At 47.5% G+C, this 17,542-nt stretch carries 13 protein-coding genes and 1 pseudogene; 8 read left to right on the top strand and 6 right to left on the bottom strand.

Going from position 1 to position 17,542, the window contains the following annotated elements:
• The first annotated feature begins 2 nt into the window (after positions 1-2).
• The 4 genes and pseudogenes from gsiC (at position 3) to A1SC_RS20320 (ending at position 5,698) form a co-directional block, all read left to right on the top strand.
• Positions 3-922: pseudogene (gsiC, locus tag A1SC_RS20335) on the top strand (glutathione ABC transporter permease GsiC).
• A 2-nt stretch (positions 923-924) separates the two neighbouring features.
• A complete protein-coding gene (gene gsiD / locus A1SC_RS20330) occupies positions 925-1,836 on the top strand; it encodes a glutathione ABC transporter permease GsiD (RefSeq protein ID WP_016248520.1) in 912 nt (303 codons plus the stop codon).
• A gap of 177 nt (positions 1,837-2,013) precedes the next feature.
• Positions 2,014-4,362, top strand: coding sequence for a sensor domain-containing phosphodiesterase (locus A1SC_RS20325; protein ID WP_016261840.1), 2,349 nt, complete (start codon positions 2,014-2,016; stop codon positions 4,360-4,362).
• 7 nt (positions 4,363-4,369) lie between these two features.
• Complete coding sequence (locus A1SC_RS20320) at positions 4,370-5,698, top strand: GGDEF domain-containing protein (RefSeq protein WP_001516061.1); 1,329 nt, start codon at positions 4,370-4,372, stop codon at positions 5,696-5,698.
• A gap of 46 nt (positions 5,699-5,744) precedes the next feature.
• On the opposite strand, the gene rimO is transcribed toward A1SC_RS20320, so the two are convergent.
• The 3 genes from rimO to A1SC_RS20305 form a co-directional block, all read right to left on the bottom strand.
• Positions 5,745-7,070, bottom strand: coding sequence for a 30S ribosomal protein S12 methylthiotransferase RimO (gene rimO / locus A1SC_RS20315; protein ID WP_000049369.1), 1,326 nt, complete (start codon positions 7,068-7,070; stop codon positions 5,745-5,747).
• Between the two features lie 127 nt (positions 7,071-7,197).
• On the bottom strand, positions 7,198-8,433 hold the full coding sequence (locus A1SC_RS20310; protein WP_001516062.1) for an oligosaccharide MFS transporter: 1,236 nt from the start codon (positions 8,431-8,433) through the stop codon (positions 7,198-7,200).
• 254 nt (positions 8,434-8,687) lie between these two features.
• Positions 8,688-9,770 carry a LacI family DNA-binding transcriptional regulator gene (locus A1SC_RS20305; protein ID WP_000849774.1) on the bottom strand — a complete coding sequence of 361 codons (1,083 nt, stop codon included), beginning with the start codon at positions 9,768-9,770 and terminating at the stop codon, positions 8,688-8,690.
• Positions 9,771-10,003: 233 nt separating this feature from the next.
• On the opposite strand from A1SC_RS20305, the gene A1SC_RS20300 reads away from it, so the two are divergent.
• The 3 genes from A1SC_RS20300 to A1SC_RS20290 all read left to right on the top strand — a co-directional run bounded on the left by A1SC_RS20300 (position 10,004) and on the right by A1SC_RS20290 (position 13,775).
• Entirely contained in the window at positions 10,004-12,058 is a 2,055-nt protein-coding gene (locus tag A1SC_RS20300) for a beta-galactosidase (RefSeq protein ID WP_016261841.1), read from the top strand.
• Between the two features lie 104 nt (positions 12,059-12,162).
• Entirely contained in the window at positions 12,163-12,546 is a 384-nt protein-coding gene (gene bssR, locus A1SC_RS20295; protein WP_000497146.1) for a biofilm formation regulator BssR, read from the top strand.
• 110 nt (positions 12,547-12,656) lie between these two features.
• Entirely contained in the window at positions 12,657-13,775 is a 1,119-nt protein-coding gene (locus tag A1SC_RS20290; protein ID WP_016261842.1) for a PQQ-dependent sugar dehydrogenase, read from the top strand.
• Here A1SC_RS20290 and gstB read toward each other — a convergent pair.
• On the bottom strand, positions 13,772-14,398 hold the full coding sequence (gene gstB / locus A1SC_RS20285; RefSeq protein WP_010379678.1) for a glutathione S-transferase GstB: 627 nt from the start codon (positions 14,396-14,398) through the stop codon (positions 13,772-13,774). The genes A1SC_RS20290 and gstB overlap by 4 nt on opposite strands.
• A gap of 245 nt (positions 14,399-14,643) precedes the next feature.
• On the opposite strand from gstB, the gene dacC reads away from it, so the two are divergent.
• Positions 14,644-15,846: a serine-type D-Ala-D-Ala carboxypeptidase gene (gene dacC / locus A1SC_RS20280; RefSeq protein ID WP_016261843.1), complete on the top strand. Its 1,203-nt coding sequence runs from the start codon at positions 14,644-14,646 to the stop codon at positions 15,844-15,846.
• Between the two features lie 47 nt (positions 15,847-15,893).
• Here the strand turns inward: dacC and deoR are convergent, their stop codons facing one another.
• Both deoR and ybjG read right to left on the bottom strand, forming a co-directional pair.
• Positions 15,894-16,652, bottom strand: coding sequence for a DNA-binding transcriptional repressor DeoR (deoR, locus tag A1SC_RS20275; RefSeq protein WP_000450142.1), 759 nt, complete (start codon positions 16,650-16,652; stop codon positions 15,894-15,896).
• 57 nt (positions 16,653-16,709) lie between these two features.
• The gene (gene ybjG, locus A1SC_RS20270; protein WP_000892326.1) at positions 16,710-17,306 is read right to left on the bottom strand and encodes an undecaprenyl-diphosphate phosphatase; all 597 of its coding nucleotides are present in this window, start codon (positions 17,304-17,306) and stop codon (positions 16,710-16,712) included.
• Between the last annotated feature and the right edge of the window lie 236 nt (positions 17,307-17,542).

Raw genomic sequence — 17,542 nt, forward strand, 5'->3', positions numbered from 1 at the left:
GAATGCTTAATTACGTTATCAAACGCTTACTGGGATTGATCCCAACGCTGTTTATCGTCTCGGTGCTGGTGTTTTTATTTGTCCATATGCTGCCCGGCGATCCGGCGCGATTGATTGCCGGCCCCGAAGCAGATGCTCAGGTTATCGAACTGGTGCGCCAGCAACTGGGGCTGGATCAGCCGCTGTATTACCAGTTCTGGCACTACATCAGCAACGCCGTACAGGGGGATTTTGGTCTGTCGATGGTGTCGCGTCGTCCGGTTGCCGATGAGATTGCCAGCCGCTTCATGCCTACATTGTGGCTGACTATTACCAGTATGGTTTGGGCGGTGATATTTGGTATGGCGGCGGGGATTGTGGCCGCCGTCTGGCGTAACCGTTGGCCGGATCGATTGAGCATGACCATCGCGGTATCGGGGATTTCCTTCCCGGCATTTGCGCTGGGGATGCTTTTGATTCAGGTGTTCTCCGTTGAGTTGGGGTGGCTGCCGACTGTTGGTGCAGACAGTTGGCAGCACTACATTTTACCCTCCCTGACACTTGGCGCAGCGGTGGCGGCGGTGATGGCGCGTTTTACCCGTGCTTCATTTGCCGATGTCTTAAGTGAAGATTATATGCGTACCGCGAGGGCGAAAGGGGTGAGCGAAACCTGGGTCATCCTCAAACATGGGTTACGTAATGCGATGATCCCGGTGGTTACCATGATGGGCTTACAGTTTGGCTTCTTGCTCGGCGGCTCCATTGTCGTGGAGAAAGTCTTTAACTGGCCGGACTTGGACGTTTACTGGTCGATTCGGTAGAAATGCGTGATTACCCGGTGATTCAGGCAGAAATTCTGCTTTTCTCGCTGGAATTTATTCTTATCAACTTAGTGGTGGATGTGCTTTACGCTGCCATTAACCCGGCTATCAGGTACAAGTAAGGATGCGATTATTTAACTGGCGACGTCAGGCGGTGTTAAACGCTATGCCACTGGTAAAACCTGACCTGGTACGTACACCGTGGCATGAGTTCTGGCGGCGTTTTCGTCGTCAGCATATGGCGATGAGCGCCGCATTGTTCGTTATCTTATTGATTATAGTGGCTGTTTTGGCGCGCTGGATCGCTCCTTATGACGCCGAAAATTATTTTGACTATGACAACCTGAATAACGGCCCCTCTTTGCAGCACTGGTTTGGCGTCGATTCACTGGGGCGCGACATTTTCAGCCGTGTCCTGGTGGGGGCGCAAATCTCGCTGGCGGCTGGCGTATTTGCGGTGTTTATTGGTGCGGCGATTGGGACGTTGCTGGGCTTGCTGGCAGGATATTATGAAGGCTGGTGGGACCGACTGATCATGCGCATTTGCGATGTGCTGTTTGCGTTTCCCGGTATTTTGCTGGCTATCGCTGTTGTCGCGGTGTTGGGAAGTGGCATTGCTAACGTGATTATCGCCGTCGCTATCTTTTCCATTCCGGCGTTTGCCCGATTGGTGCGCGGCAACACACTAGTGTTGAAACAGCAAACCTTTATTGAATCAGCACGCAGTATTGGTGCCAGCGATGTGACTATTTTGTTGCGTCACATCTTACCGGGGACAGTCTCTTCTATCGTCGTGTTCTTCACCATGCGTATTGGCACCTCGATTATTTCCGCCGCCAGCCTGTCGTTTCTCGGCCTTGGCGCGCAGCCGCCGACGCCAGAGTGGGGGGCGATGCTCAATGAAGCGAGAGCGGATATGGTTATCGCGCCGCATGTGGCGGTTTTTCCGGCACTGGCCATTTTTCTGACCGTGCTGGCTTTCAACTTGCTGGGCGATGGTTTACGCGATGCGCTGGACCCCAAAATTAAAGGATAATCACGGTTGAATATTGCTTGAAAGGGTTATCACCTCGCAGGAAATTATTGCCTGAAGCAAGTGTTGTAACTTTTTGCTGATTTTGTAGAATCTGGTCATTTAGTTAAAAAGTCGCTGTGGGGAACTATTTATGCAGCGGCACAGCGTACTGGCAGTTATTTTGTTAAATGTATTAACATGCTGAGTTTATACGAAAAGATAAAGATAAGGCTGATAATTTTATTTTTATTGGCTGCGCTGTCATTTATTGGTCTTTTTTTCATCATTAACTATCAGTTGGTATCGGAACGTGCGGTAAAACGTGCCGATAGCCGCTTTGAACTTATTCAAAAAAACGTTGGCTATTTCTTTAAAGATATTGAACGTTCGGCCCTGACGTTAAAAGACTCACTCTATTTGTTGAAAAACAGTGAGGAGATTAAACGTGCTGTTATTCTGAAAATGGAAATGATGCCATTTTTAGATTCAGTGGGACTGGTGCTGGATAATAATAAATATTATCTCTTTTCGCGGCGGGCGAACGATAAAATCGTTGTTTATCATCAGGAAAAGGTTAATGGGCCGCTTATCGATGAGGCGGGGCGCGTTATTTTTTCCGATTTTAACCCGTCGCAACGTCCGTGGTCTGTATCCTCGGATAGCTCTGACAGTAGCTGGAATCCGGCATACAATTGCTTTGATCGCCCGGGTAAAAAATGTATTTCTTTTACGCTACGAATTAACGGCAAAGATCGTGATTTGCTGGCTGTTGATAAAATTCACGTCGATTTAAATTGGCGATATCTGAACGAATACCTTGATCAAATCAGCGCAACGGATGAAGTCCTGTTTCTGAAACAAGGTCATGAAATCATTGCCAAGAATCAACTCGCTCGCGAAAAATTTATTATTTATAATAGCGAAGATAGTTATAATATTATTGATTCTGTTGATATAGAATATATCGCAAGGAAATCGGCAGTTCCTAATAATCCATTGTTCGATATCTATTTTTATTATCCTACGGGGGATTTATTTAACGCATCAGACAAACTCTTTTATTTACCATTTGCTTTCATTATTATCGTATTGCTGGTGGTTTACTTAATGACCACCCGTGTGTTCCGTCGACAATTTTCCGAAATGACAACGCTGGTCAATACGCTGGAATTTTTACCCGACTCTGCGGATCAAATGCAGGCACTGAAAATTCGTGAAGGCGATGCAAAAGAGATTATCAGCATCAAAAATTCGATCGCGGAAATGAAAGATGCAGAAGTTGAGCGTTCAAATAAATTGCTCTCGCTGATCTCCTACGATCAGGAAAGCGGGTTTATCAAAAATATGGCGATTATTGAGTCAAACAATAATCAGTATCTGGCCGTTGGGATCATCAAACTGTGCGGACTGGAAGCCGTCGAAGCGGTGTTTGGCGTTGAGGAACGCAACAAAATCGTCAGGAAACTGTGTCAGCAAATTGCCGAGAAATACGCGCAATGTTGCGATATTGTGACATTCAATGCCGATCTCTATTTATTATTGTGTCGGGAAAATGTAGAGATTTTTACCCATAAGATCGCGATGATAAACGATTTCGACAGTAGCTTTGGCTACCGCAATCTGCGTATACATAAATCTGCCATTTGTGAACCTCTGAAAGGCGAAAATGCCTGGAGCTACGCAGAAAAACTAAAACTGGCGATTTCCAGTATCCGCGATCATATGTTCTCTGAATTTATTTTCTGTGATGATGAGAAACTCAGAGAAATTGAAGAAAATATCTGGATTGCTCGCAATATCCGTAATGCAATGGAAAAAGGCGAGCTATTTTTGGTCTATCAACCGATTGTTGATATTAATACCCGCGACATTCTGGGAGCTGAGGCGCTGTGCCGCTGGGTTTCAGCAGAGCGGGGGATAATCTCGCCGCTGAAGTTTATTGCTATCGCCGAAGATATCGGTTTTATCAATGAACTGGGTTATCAAATTATTAAAACGGCGATGGGGGAATTCAGACATTTTAGCCAGCGTGCGGAACTGCAGGAAGGTTTCTTACTGCATATTAATGTTTCGCCCTGGCAGTTAAACGAGCCACACTTTCATGCGCGTTTTACAGCTATTATGGAAGAACATGAGCTGAAAGCGAATAGCATCTGTATTGAGATCACTGAAACAGTGATTGAACGTATTAATGAACATTTTTATCTCAATATTGAACAACTGCGTCAACAAGGAGTACGGATATCGATTGATGACTTTGGTACAGGTTTGTCAAACCTGAAGCGTTTTTATGAAATTAATCCTGACAGCATAAAAGTAGACTCGCAATTTACCGGCGATATTTTCGGCACTGCGGGAAAAATTGTACGCATTATCTTCGACCTGGCCCGCTATAACCGGATCCCGGTAATTGCAGAAGGTGTTGAGAGCGAAGAGGTTGCGCGTGAATTAATCAAATTAGGGTGTATTCAGGCCCAGGGGTATCTATATCAGAAGCCGTTGCCATTCTCTGCCTGGGACAAAAGTGGAAAGTTAGTAAAAGAGTAGTTTAGGTATGTCCAGAATCAATAAATTCGTACTTACAGTCAGTCTGCTGATTTTTATCATGATTTCAGCAGTTGCCTGCGGGATCTATACCCAGATGGTAAAAGAACGGGTGTATGGCCTGAAACAGTCCGTTATTGATACTGCTTTTGCGGTGGCAAATATTGCCGAATATCGGCGCAGTGTGTCAATTGATCTCATTAACACGCTTAATCCGACTGAAGAACAACTGTTGGTTGGCTTGCGCACAGCTTACGCTGACTCGGTTTCACCTTCTTATTTGTATGATGTTGGTCCTTATCTGATTTCCAGCGACGAGTGTATTCAGGTTAAGGAGTATGAAAAAAATTATTGTGCAGATATTATGCAGGTTGTTAAGTATCGGCATGTCAAAAATACGGGGTTTATCTCTTTTGACGGTAAAACCTTCGTCTATTATCTCTATCCGGTTACTCACAACCGCAGTCTGATATTTTTGCTTGGGCTGGAACGATTTTCGTTACTCTCAAAGTCGCTGGCAATGGATAGCGAGAACCTGATGTTCTCTTTATTCAAAGGTGGCAAGCCAGTTGTTGGGGATGAATATAACGCGAAAAATGCCATCTTTACTGTTTCGGAAGCGATGGAACACTTCACTTATTTACCAACGGGGTTGTATGTCTTTGCTTATAAGAAGGATGTCTATTTTCAGGTTTGTACTTTAATTATTTTCTTTGCCGCATTAGTGGCAGCGATATCGGGGATAAGTTGCATGTATCTGGTACGCAGAGTCATTAATCGTGGCATCGTTGAGAAAGAAGCTATCATTAATAACCATTTTGACCGCGTGCTGGATGGTGGGCTTTTCTTCTCGGCGGCGGATGTCAAAAAACTCTACAGCATGTATAACTCAGCGTTTCTTGACGACCTGACGAAAGCAATGGGCAGAAAATCTTTTGATGAAGATTTAAAAGCCCTGCCGGAAAAAGGTGGCTATTTGTGCCTGTTTGACGTCGATAAATTCAAAAACATTAACGATACCTTCGGGCATTTGCTGGGCGATGAAGTGTTGATGAAGGTAGTGAAAATTCTCAAATCACAGATTCCGGTAGATAAAGGCAAAGTCTACCGCTTTGGCGGCGACGAATTTGCGGTGATTTATACCGGTGGTACTCTGGAAGAGTTGCTATCAATACTAAAAGAAATCGTCCATTTCCAGGTGGGGAGCATTAACTTAAGCACCAGTATCGGCGTGGCGCATTCAAATGAATGTACTACCGTTGAACGGCTGAAAATGCTGGCAGATGAGCGGCTGTATAAAAGTAAGAAAAACGGCAGGGCGCAGATTAGCTGGCAATAATGCTTATTAGCAGGCCGGGCGGGTAATTTGCCCGGCCTGACATTAATTAAACCCGACTACCCCACAAATCGTACTCATCGGCGTGTTCGACTTTCACACGCACAATATCACCCGGCTTAACGTTGGTTTCACCATTGAGATAAACCGCGCCGTCGATTTCCGGTGCATCTGCCATGCTGCGGCCAATCGCGCCTTCTTCGTCCACTTCGTCGATGATCACCAGAATTTCACGACCCACCTTCTCCTGCAGACGCTCGGCGGAAATCTGCTGTTGCAGTTGCATGAAGCGGTTCCAGCGTTCTTCTTTCACTTCTTCCGGAACCTGGTCAGGCAGGGCATTGGCATCAGCACCTTCAACCGGGCTGTATTTAAAGCAACCAACGCGATCCAGACGAGCTTCTTTCAGGAAATCGAGCAGCATCTGGAAATCTTCTTCCGTCTCGCCAGGGAAGCCGACAATAAAGGTTGAGCGCAGTGTCAGTTCCGGGCAAATTTCGCGCCACTGTTTAATGCGCGCCAGTTGGCGATCTACAGAACCCGGACGCTTCATCAGTTTGAGAATACGCGGGCTGGCGTGCTGTAACGGAATATCCAGATATGGCAGAATTTTGCCTTCTGCCATCAACGGGATGACGTCATCCACATGCGGGTAAGGGTAAACGTAGTGCAGGCGCGTCCAGATCCCCAGTTTTGATAGCTGTTCGCACAGGCTGACCATGCTGGTTTTTACCGGTTCACCGTTGTGGAAGCCAGTGCGGTGTTTTACATCAACACCATACGCGGAAGTATCCTGGGAGATCACCAGAATCTCTTTAACACCCGCATCAACCAGACGTTTCGCTTCACTTAACACTTCGCCAATCGGGCGGCTCACCAGATCGCCGCGCATAGACGGAATAATGCAGAAGGTGCAACGATGGTTACAGCCTTCGGAAATCTTCAGATAAGCATAATGACGCGGTGTCAGCTTAACACCTTGCTCCGGCACCAGGCTCAGGAATGGGTTGTGTTTCGGTTTTGGCACGTAGTGATGAACGTGTTCCAGAACCTGCTCGTAGCTATGAGGGCCGGTGATTTCCAGCACTTTTGGATGGACTTCGCGGATTTGATCTTCTTTCGCCCCCAGACAACCGGTCACAATTACCTTGCCGTTTTCATTCAACGCTTCGCCAATGGCTTCCAGTGATTCTTGCACCGCACTGTCAATAAAGCCGCAGGTGTTGACGATCACCATATCTGCGTCGTCATAGCTCGGTACTACATCATAACCTTCAGTGCGCAGTTCGGTCAGAATGCGCTCTGAATCGACGAGGTTTTTCGGACAGCCGAGGGAAACAAAGCCGATTTTCGGCTGGGGAGTTACTTTGCTCATAGCTTAAAAAATATTCAGTTACAGGAAAGGTCAGGGCAGGGATTCTACAGAGTTCTGGATAAAATTTGTATCGCAATCTGGTCAACCGGTGAGGAAAGCGCCCCAAATAAAGGGGCGCAAATGAGGATCATGCTACAGAATTTTCAGTTAGCGTCTCCGTAGGCTGGCTGCTGGATTTGTCCCGCAGCGTAAAGACCGAAATAAGCGTGAAGCAACCGGCAATAGCCCCCAGGATTAGATAGGTTTCAGCAAAGCCAATGGTGTCATACAGATAGCCTGCAATGGGTGAATAGATTGCTGTGGCGATGGATGCCACAAAAAGCACTAGCAGGTAGACCGTTGAAGAGAGTTTATGATCAAAGTTAGCCGCGATAAATTTAAACACAGACACCAGGATCAGTGGTTTTTCGATGGCGTGCATCATTTTAACGGCTGCAATCCACACCGGTCCCAGTTGGATTGCAGAACCGGCAATGCGTAACGACATAATGGTTCCGGCAATCACTAACGCCCATTTTGCACCAGTGCGGTTAACAAACCACGGCATCAGGCAGAGAAATAAGGTTTCTCCGCAGACCTGAACAGAAGCCAGAATTCCGTACCAGCGATTGCCTTCTTCTGGTGTCGGAAATTGCAGCGAAAAATACTGTGCGAACTGTTGATCGTAGGTGTCATAAATTTGTGTTACGAACAGAGTGAACATCAATAAAAACCAGAACTGACTATTTTTTGCCAGCTCAAGGGCATGGATGGCTTTCAGCGAATTGGTTTTTTCAATTTCGGCCTCGGTAAGTTCGATTTTGGTAAACATAAAGCAGATTGCGGCGATCACAATGGCGCAGCTTGCCAGCCAGAAAGAGAGATTAGGGTTGGTATCAATATATTTACCAACAATCCACGCGGCGGCGGCCCATCCCAGAGAGCCCCACATCCTTACGCGACCATATTCAAAATGATAACGACGCGAAACTTTATCTATCCAGGAATCCAGAACGCCACAGCCAGAATTAAAAATGATCCCCAGGTAAACGCCACCCAAAACAGCGCCCAGCCAGAAGTTATGAACCAGAAGCGGGGCATACACATAAATAAAGAATGGGCCTACGGGAAGTAATAATGCGACGAGGATCCAGATGAGTTGTTTCTTAAGACCAAATTTATCGGAGATGAAACCGAAGAACGGCTGCATTAATAACGCAATGAAAGCATTAACGGAATAAAGTAATCCTGTGCGTGTGGCGGTAATTTCCAGATGCTGTGTCGTCCATATGACAAAAAATGCCATCGTTGCCGACCAGGCGAAGAGGTACAGAAAATCGAAAATACTGAGCAAAATATAATTACGTTTACCGGGCAATAACATAGCCATATCCTCAATCACTGGCGTTGGGTCATTTACCGTTGGCACAGGCATTAGCTGTGCTTACTGGTTATTGTTTTGGTATGCATCTCCGGAAATGTCATACGTTAACAATTTCATTTTTACTCTGGCCCTGACATTGATGATTAGGCAATGTGTTAAACGAATGTTTGAGATTTACATCACATTTATTGTTGATAATAAAAAAGATTTAGCGAAATGGATCACTAAATCTTCTTTATGAGAACGTATTACTTTTATGCCTTGCGTGTTAGCTCATCTGCCAGCGTGCGAAGGTGTTCGGCAATATTCATCAGATCAGCCTGTGGTGAGTGCAGAGGGCCAGCAGAATTACGCACGACCAGACGGCTGGGAAGGATGGTTGAAGAGCGGAGCATAGCTTGTGCATCGTCCGGCTGTAAAATTTGTTGAACGGCAATTTTCCCTTGCAAATCAAAGTCGATTGCGACGGTCGTCAGTGAAGGTTCAAAAAACGCACTCTCATAGGTGTCGTCATAGCCAATGACAGAAATATCCTGCGGGATTTTACGTTTTTGTTGATGTAAGGCGCTTAACGCACCCAACGCCATCTGATCGTTCGCGATCAGAAGAGCGGTCGCCTGTGGCGTTTCACGTAGCATCTGTAATGTCGCCAGATAGCCGCTTTGAGCGTCCCAGCTACCGTAATGTATGGCCAGCGGTGTCAGTTGGAGTGAGGCGAGGGTATCGCGCCAGGTATTGAGTCGTAACCGCGCCGGTACTGAATTTTCAGGGCCAGAGATCAAGCAAAATTGACGATGCCCCAAGTCGTAAAGATATTTTACGCTGGCGCGTGCACCTTCTGCGGGATTAAAGGTGACGTTAAACACCGGGCTATAAGGGTCCACGTCGAGAAACAGACACAATACATCACTGTTTTCAGCAACCAGAGTTTCAGCCAATGCCGTTTCCAGGGGGGCGTTGATAATAATCTTTGTTACCCGTTGTGCTTTTAAGTCATTAACTGCAGCCTGAATACCTTTAATATCAACATCATCAATCATCGATATCAGCACCTGATATCCCTGCTCCCCGGCATATTTTTTTACCGCCGCCGCAATTTGTGAAGGGGCATGTAGGGCGAGTGAGGTGGTGACCAGCCCCACCGTTTTGCTCTCTTTCCCTACCAACTGTTGAGCTACGCGATTTGGAACGTACTTAAGTTCGGCAATGGCTTGTTCAATTTTTTGACGTGTTTTGGCAGACACGTTCGCTGAATTGTTAAGCACCCGCGACACTGTCTGATAAGAAACATTGGCATGACGAGCAACATCGGCAAGGGTTGCAGCTTTGGTTTTCATATTCGCCCCGGCTAAAAGATTTGTCACAGTATACCGCAGTGAATGTCATACGTATCACGCTCACGTATTTCAGCGCATGTCTGCCAAACCGTGGAGCCTGTTTGAATGGAAAAACGCGTAGTTGCTCACATTTCTACCGGACACTTCTTGCATAACGAAGCAATTAATTACTAGATGACAGTATTGTGAACGAATAACATTTTTTGTCTGTTTAAAACAATTCAGGAGTCAACATGGACAAGCATCCACCGATCATCCCCACAGCCCCGTGGTTACTTCATGGTGCCGATTACAATCCGGAACAATGGTTACATGTCCCTGGGATCCTGGAGAAAGATATTGCCATGATGCAACAGGCTGGTTGTAACACCATGTCGGTGGGCATCTTTAGCTGGTCAATGCTGGAACCCACAGAGGGGGAATATCGCTTTGACTGGCTGGATGAGGTGTTGGATAAACTTCATGCTGGCGGGATCTCTGTCTTCCTGGCAACCCCGAGCGGAGCCAAACCCGCCTGGCTTGCAGCACGTTATCCAGAGGTTCTGAGAGTTAGCGCGTCACGCGAGAAAATGCTTCACGGCGGTCGCCATAATCACTGCCTTTCTTCGCCAGTGTATAAAGAAAAAGTGACGCAAATTAACCGTAAGCTGGCGCAGCGATACGCGAATCATCCGGCGGTTCTGGGATGGCATATCAGTAATGAGTATGGCGGTGAGTGTCATTGTAACGGATGCCAACAGGCGTTTCGCCATTGGTTGCAGACTCGTTACACCACTCTTGAGGCACTTAATCAGGCATGGTGGACAGGCTTCTGGAGCCATACATACAGTGACTGGTCACAAATTGAGTCACCTTCTCCATTAGGTGAGATGTCTAACCACGGCCTGAATCTTGACTGGCGACGCTTTGTCACATCGCAGGTAAAAGAATTCTATCAAATGGAAGTCGCGCCGCTAAAAGCAGAACGGCCTGAGTTACCCGCGACGACCAATTTTATGTGGTATTTCAATGATTACAACTACTGGTCATTAGCTGAGGTTGTCGATTTTGTAAGTTGGGATAGCTATCCCATGTGGCACAAACAGGAAGATGAACGCGCCGTAGCTTGTAAAACAGCGATGTATCACGATCTGATGCGTACCTTGAAAAATAAACCGTTCATTCTGATGGAATCCACCCCCAGCCAGACAAGTTGGCAGCCAACCAGCAAATTGAAAAAGCCGGGAATGAACATTCTTTCTTCTTTACAGGCCGTCGCTCATGGCGCAGATGGCGTGCACTATTTTCAGTGGCGTAAGAGTCGCGGAGCCGTGGAGAAGTTTCATGGTGCGGTGGTTGATCACGTCGGTCATCTGGAGACGCGTACCGGGCGCGAAGTTATACAGCTAGGGCAACGACTGGCACATCTTAAGCAATTGGTCGGGACGAAAACTCAGGCTAAAGTTGCCATTATTTTCGACTGGGAAAACCGCTGGGCGGTTAATGATGCTGCCGGGCCGCGCAATTGCGGTATCCATTACGAACAAACGGTAGTGGATCATTACCGACCTTTCTGGGAGCAGGGGGTGGCGGTCGATATTATCAACGCTGATTGTGATCTTACGGGTTATCAATTAGTTATCGCTCCAATGCTCTATATGGTTCGCGATGGATTTGCTGATCGTGCCCGTGCCTATGTCGAAGCTGGTGGCAATTTTGTCACCACTTACTGGTCCGGGATTGTCAATGAAACTGATTTATGTCACCTGGGCGGTTTTCCTGGCCCGTTGCGTGACCTGATGGGCGTGTGGGCTGAAGAGATCGATAGCCTTAATGATTATCAGCATAACGAAGTTATCTGCGAGCCGAATGCCTATGGATTGCAAGGTAAATGGCAGGCAAGGGAATTATGTGCGGTTATTCACGCCGAAGGCGCACAGGTTCTGGCGCGCTATGGTGAGGATTTTTATGCAGGTACACCTGCGTTAACGGTAAATCACGTCGGACAGGGACGTGCTTTCTATGTGGCTTCGCGTAATGATGCGTCATTTCATCAAGCGTTTGCTGCGATGTTGATCAACTCACTTAATCTTCCAAAAGCCCTTGCGACTGAACTTCCTGTTGGCGTTATTGCAACGCGTCGGACAGACGGCAATCAGGAATGGGTTTTTGTACAAAATTACACTGCTCATGTACAAAATGTGGTGCTTCCTGGTGCATGGCGAGTGGCGGAAACAGGCAAGGCTTGTTCACAACAATTAGAACTGGCACCCTGGGGATGCGAGGTACTGGAAAGAGAAATAATGTAAATTATTATTAATAAGATGTGAAGTATTGATCCTTGACAGCACTTTGTTCAAAAAGTAGCCATACTATTTAATTGCACTAAGGCTGCAAAGAGGAGGATCGAAGTATGTTCGTTGACAGACAGCGAAGCGATCTGCTTAATCGGTTGAACGATGCTCGAGTTGACCTCGCCGCATATGTGCGACTGAGGAAGGCCAAAGGATACATGTCCGTCAGCGAAAGCAATCATCTACGAGATAACTTTTTTAAACTGAATCGCGAACTGCACGATAAATCGCTGCGGTTGAATCTTCACCTGGATCAGGAAGAGTGGAATGCTCTTCATCATGCTGAAGAAGCATTAGCGACAGCCGCAGTATGTTTGATGAGTGGGTATCATGATTGCCCAACTTTTATTACCGTCAACGCCGATAAGCTTGAAAATTGTCTGATGAGCTTAACGCTGAGTATCCAGAGCCTGGAGAAGCACGCCATGCTTGAGCAGGCCTGAAAGCTAAGGGGGAGAAGGCGTCTCCCCCTTCATATTTAAGTTTATGTAAAAATAAATTTGTCACGCCCCTGACTGACTACGCTTTAAGCCAGAGTCAATCCGGAGGTGTTATGTATCGACAATCCTTTTACTTTGTGCCCCTTCTCTGTATTCCTTCCGCTCTTTGGGCGGCACCCGAAACGGTAAATGTCGAAGTACTGCAGGATAAACTCGACCATCCGTGGGCGCTGGCCTTCTTACCGGATAATCACGGCATGTTAATCACCCTGCGCGGCGGCGAGTTACGCCACTGGCAAGCAGGAAAAGGATTATCTGCGCCGCTTGCCGGTGTGCCGGAAGTCTGGGCGCACGGGCAGGGCGGTTTGCTGGATGTGGCATTAGCGCCTGATTTTGCCCAGTCGCGCCGTATCTGGTTAAGTTTTTCTGAAGTCGGTGATGATGGTAAAGCCGGAACTGCCGTAGGTTATGGCCGCTTAACTGATGACCTCGCAAAAGTGATGGACTTCCGCACCGTTTTTCGCCAGACGCCAAAACTTTCTACCGGTAATCATTTTGGCGGGCGGCTGGTATTTGATGGTAAAGGCTATCTGTATATTGGTCTGGGTGAAAACAATCAGCGCCCGACGGCGCAGGATCTGGATAAATTGCAGGGTAAATTAGTGCGCCTGACCGACCAGGGCGAGATCCCGGATGATAATCCCTTTGTGGAGGGGTCTGGTGTGCGAGCCGGGATCTGGTCTTATGGCATTCGTAACCCGCAAGGGATGGCGATGAATCCGTGGAGTAATACGCTGTGGTTGAATGAACACGGTCCGCGCGGCGGCGATGAAATTAATATCCCGGAAAAAGGTAAAAACTACGGTTGGCCGCTGGCAACCTGGGGGATGAATTACTCAGGTTTTAAAATACCGGAAGCGAAAGGGGAAATTGTCGCCGGGACTGAACAACCCATTTTTTACTGGAAGGATTCACCGGCGGTGAGCGGCATGGCCTTCTATAACAGCGACAAATTCCCCCAGTGGCGGCAAAAATTATTTATTGGCGCGCTGAAAGATAAAAATGTCATCGTGATGAGCGTTAAAGGCAACAAGGTGGCAGAAGATGGTCGCATATTAACGGACAGGAGGCAGCGAATTCGTGATGTTCGCAGCGGACCCGACGGTTATTTATACGTTCTGACCGACGAGTCCAATGGAGAATTACTCAAAGTTAGCCCACGCAATAATTAGCTAACAGGGATCATCACAACTTTACGCACCGCGGGGCGTTCGGTGAGTTGCTGATACCAGCGTTGCAGATTCGGACGTGGTGTCCAGGTCAGGCCAACGTTAAACAAATTGTAGATAAACGGCGCGATGGCAATGTCGCCCACACCAAATGCATCGCCGGAGAACCATTTCACTTTCGCCAACTCTGCATCGAGAAGGGCAAACAGGGCGTCGCATTCCTTGCAACTGGCGTCAATGGCGGCCTGATCGCGCTCTTCCGGTGGCGTTCTGACCAATCCCATCAGGATCCCTCGATGGGCATTACTGAGCGTCTGGTTTGCCCAGTCCATCCACTTTTCGGCTTCTGCGCGGCGTGCCGGTGAGTCGATCCATAAACGGTTTTGCCCGTACTGTGCTGCAAGGTAGCGGACAATGGCGTTTGATTCCCAAAGAATTAAATTACTTTCGTCGTCACGCAACAGCGGCACCAGCCCGTTAGGATTCATTGCCAGAAAATCGGCGTCATGGTTTACCCCAAACTCACGACCCGCCAAAATTTGCTCATAAGGTAGTTCCAGTTCTTCGAGCGTCAGCAACACTTTTTTAACGTTGGTTGAATTATTCCGACCCCACAGCGTAATCATAGTCACCCCTTTTATACAGGCAGCCACAGGCTGAACAGGATTCCGATGGTGAAGTAAAGTTAACTTTTAAGCAACAGTGAGTAAAAAAATGACACCAGAAGCAGCGAAGCGGCAGGATATTGCATAAACTTTAAAAACTTTACCAACTTACGGTTTCTTTAAGCTTGTGTGTGCGTTATTAATCACCGAACTTATCATACGGCGATATAACGTATTTTTTTTGAATGGATACTCGGGTGGCATTTATGACGCAATACTCCTCTTTCCTTCGTGGTCTTGCAGCGGGTTCTGCATTTTTATTCCTTTTTGCCCCAACGGCATTTGCGGCGGAACAGACCGTTGAAGCGCCGAGCGTGGATGCGCGTGCATGGATTTTAATGGATTATGCCAGCGGCAAAGTGCTGGCAGAAGGCAATGCGGATGAGAAACTGGACCCCGCAAGCCTGACTAAAATCATGACCAGCTATGTGGTTGGGCAGGCGCTTAAGGCCGATAAGATCAAACTCACCGATATGGTGACGGTCGGCAAAGATGCCTGGGCAACGGGCAATCCAGCGCTGCGCGGTTCATCGGTCATGTTTCTCAAACCGGGCGATCAGGTCTCTGTGGCGGATTTGAATAAAGGTGTGATCATTCAGTCCGGTAATGATGCCTGTATTGCACTGGCAGATTATGTTGCGGGCAGCCAGGAGTCATTTATTGGTTTGATGAATGGTTATGCGAAGAAACTGGGCCTGACCAACACCACCTTTCAGACGGTACACGGCCTGGATGCACCGGGGCAGTTTAGTACCGCACGCGATATGGCATTGCTGGGTAAAGCGTTAATTCACGATGTACCGGAAGAGTATGCCATTCATAAAGAGAAAGAGTTTACCTTTAACAAAATTCGCCAACCTAACCGTAATCGCCTGTTGTGGAACAGTAACGTTAATGTTGATGGTATGAAGACCGGAACCACGGCAGGTGCGGGATACAATCTGGTCGCTTCGGCTACCCAGGGTGATATGCGTTTGATCTCTGTGGTGCTGGGGGCGAAAACTGACCGTATCCGTTTTAATGAGTCTGAGAAATTACTGACCTGGGGTTTCCGCTTCTTTGAAACCGTGACACCAATTAAACCTGATGCCACCTTTGTGACTCAGCGGGTTTGGTTTGGTGATAAGAGCGAAGTGAATCTCGGTGCCGGTGAAGGGGGATCGGTGACCATCCCTCGTGGGCAACTGAAAAACCTGAAAGCCAGTTACACGTTAACGGAACCGCAGCTTACCGCACCGCTGAAAAAAGGTCAGGTCGTCGGCACTATTGATTTCCAGCTTAACGGCAAGTCGATTGAACAGCGTCCGCTGATCGTGATGGAAAATGTGGAAGAGGGCGGATTCTTTGGTCGGATGTGGGACTTCGTAATGATGAAATTCCATCAGTGGTTCGGCGGCTGGTTCTCTTAATCTTCTGATGACCGGATGACGCGTTAACGTCATCCGGTTATGCATCATCAATACATCAACTTAATATGCTGCGTCTGTGCGTACTTCACATACTCATCTTCCGGGCAACGATCGCTTACCACAATATCAAATCGTTTCAGGTCACTCATGCGTGCCGGGCGTACCTTGCCAAACTTACTGTGGTCGACAACCAGCACATGCTTTTGCGCCATCGACATGGCCCAGTGTTTTACCGGCAACTCTTCAAGATTAAAACAGGTAGCACCTTTACTGATATGCACTCCGGCTGCGGAATAAAAAGCGATATCTGGACAGAAATTATTCAACGTCAACTGAAAATCGACGGGTTTAAAAATGGCGTTACTGGCATGAAATTCACCGCCGCAAAGAAACACCCGGCAATGGGGTTTCTCTTTCAGTGCCAGAAAGGTATTTAGTGAATAACAAACGGCGGTGAAAGGGATTTCATTATCTATCGCTTCAATAATCCACGGCGTGGTAGTGCCACAGTCAAAAAAGAGGGTCTGATCGGGTTCTACCAGCGTCGCAGCCAGTTTTGCCGCCCGGCGTTTTTCTTCCACCAGACGGGATTTTTGATCGCTTAACAGGTAATGGCTGGCACTGCGCGGTTCCAGAACGATATAACCGCCGAGTAATACGACGGGGGCGCTGTTGTTATTCAAATCGCGGCGAATCGTCATCTCTGAAACCCCGAGCAGGGTGGCGGCGTCCTTCAGATGTAACTTATCGCTGCGTTTTAATTCTTGCAGTAATTGCCCGATACGCTCTTCGCGACGTGTTTCCATAATCCCTCTGAATTGTTATTGAAGCGAGCCGCCTGATATTACACTTTTTATCCGAAATCAGCCACGCACCCAGCCTTTACGTATTGGTAAGGCGAAACAGATGCGATACCACAATTGCAGCCGCTGGTAGAGCCTGGATCCCACAGCTTGCCAGATAATCTGGGCGCTAAGGCAACCAATCATTCCCGCCAACAATCCACCAAGCATGTCCAGCGGCCAGTGAACACCGAGATAAACGCGCGACCAGGCAATAACTACCGCCAGTACCATGAGGATTGCTCCTGACCACAAACGATGCCAGCATAAAAATGCCAGCGCAAAGGTAAATATCACCGTGCCATGATCGCTCGGGAAAGAGTCATCTGCTGCATGATGCAGGAAGTTATAGCCGACATTCTCGACAAATGGACGGTCATGCGGAAACAGATGGCCCATCGTCCAGGAAACAAACAGACTGACCGCTAGCGCGATGGCGATTTTTATCACCAGTTGTCGTTGCGCCGTAAATCCCCATAGCCAAAGCACCGTAGCCAACAATGGCACCACGGTAATTAAATCTTTGGCAATAAAAATTGCTAACGAAATCATCCATGCGGATGAGTCTGGCGTCGCATTAATAAGAGAGAATAATGAATAATTCAGATTTTCCAGCATAACTTTCAGACTCAAAAGGTGATTAGTGGGCAGCCATCAGGCAAGTCGATGAGAATAAATCGCTTGTTAAACAGGGTAAAGCGGCATCGTCTTATTTACCTCAACCGGATTGGCTTACAGCAGAGAATGGTAACGCGAAGAAATTAAATAAAGCTTAAAGAAAGGGGGGCTATACTCGGAATAACGTAAGAATGTGCTTAACCGTGGTTTCAGCTACAAAATTTGCTTTCTCGTTT

The sequence above is a fragment of the Escherichia sp. KTE52 genome, from assembly GCF_000408325.1.
Taxonomy (GTDB): Bacteria; Pseudomonadota; Gammaproteobacteria; order Enterobacterales; family Enterobacteriaceae; genus Escherichia; species Escherichia marmotae.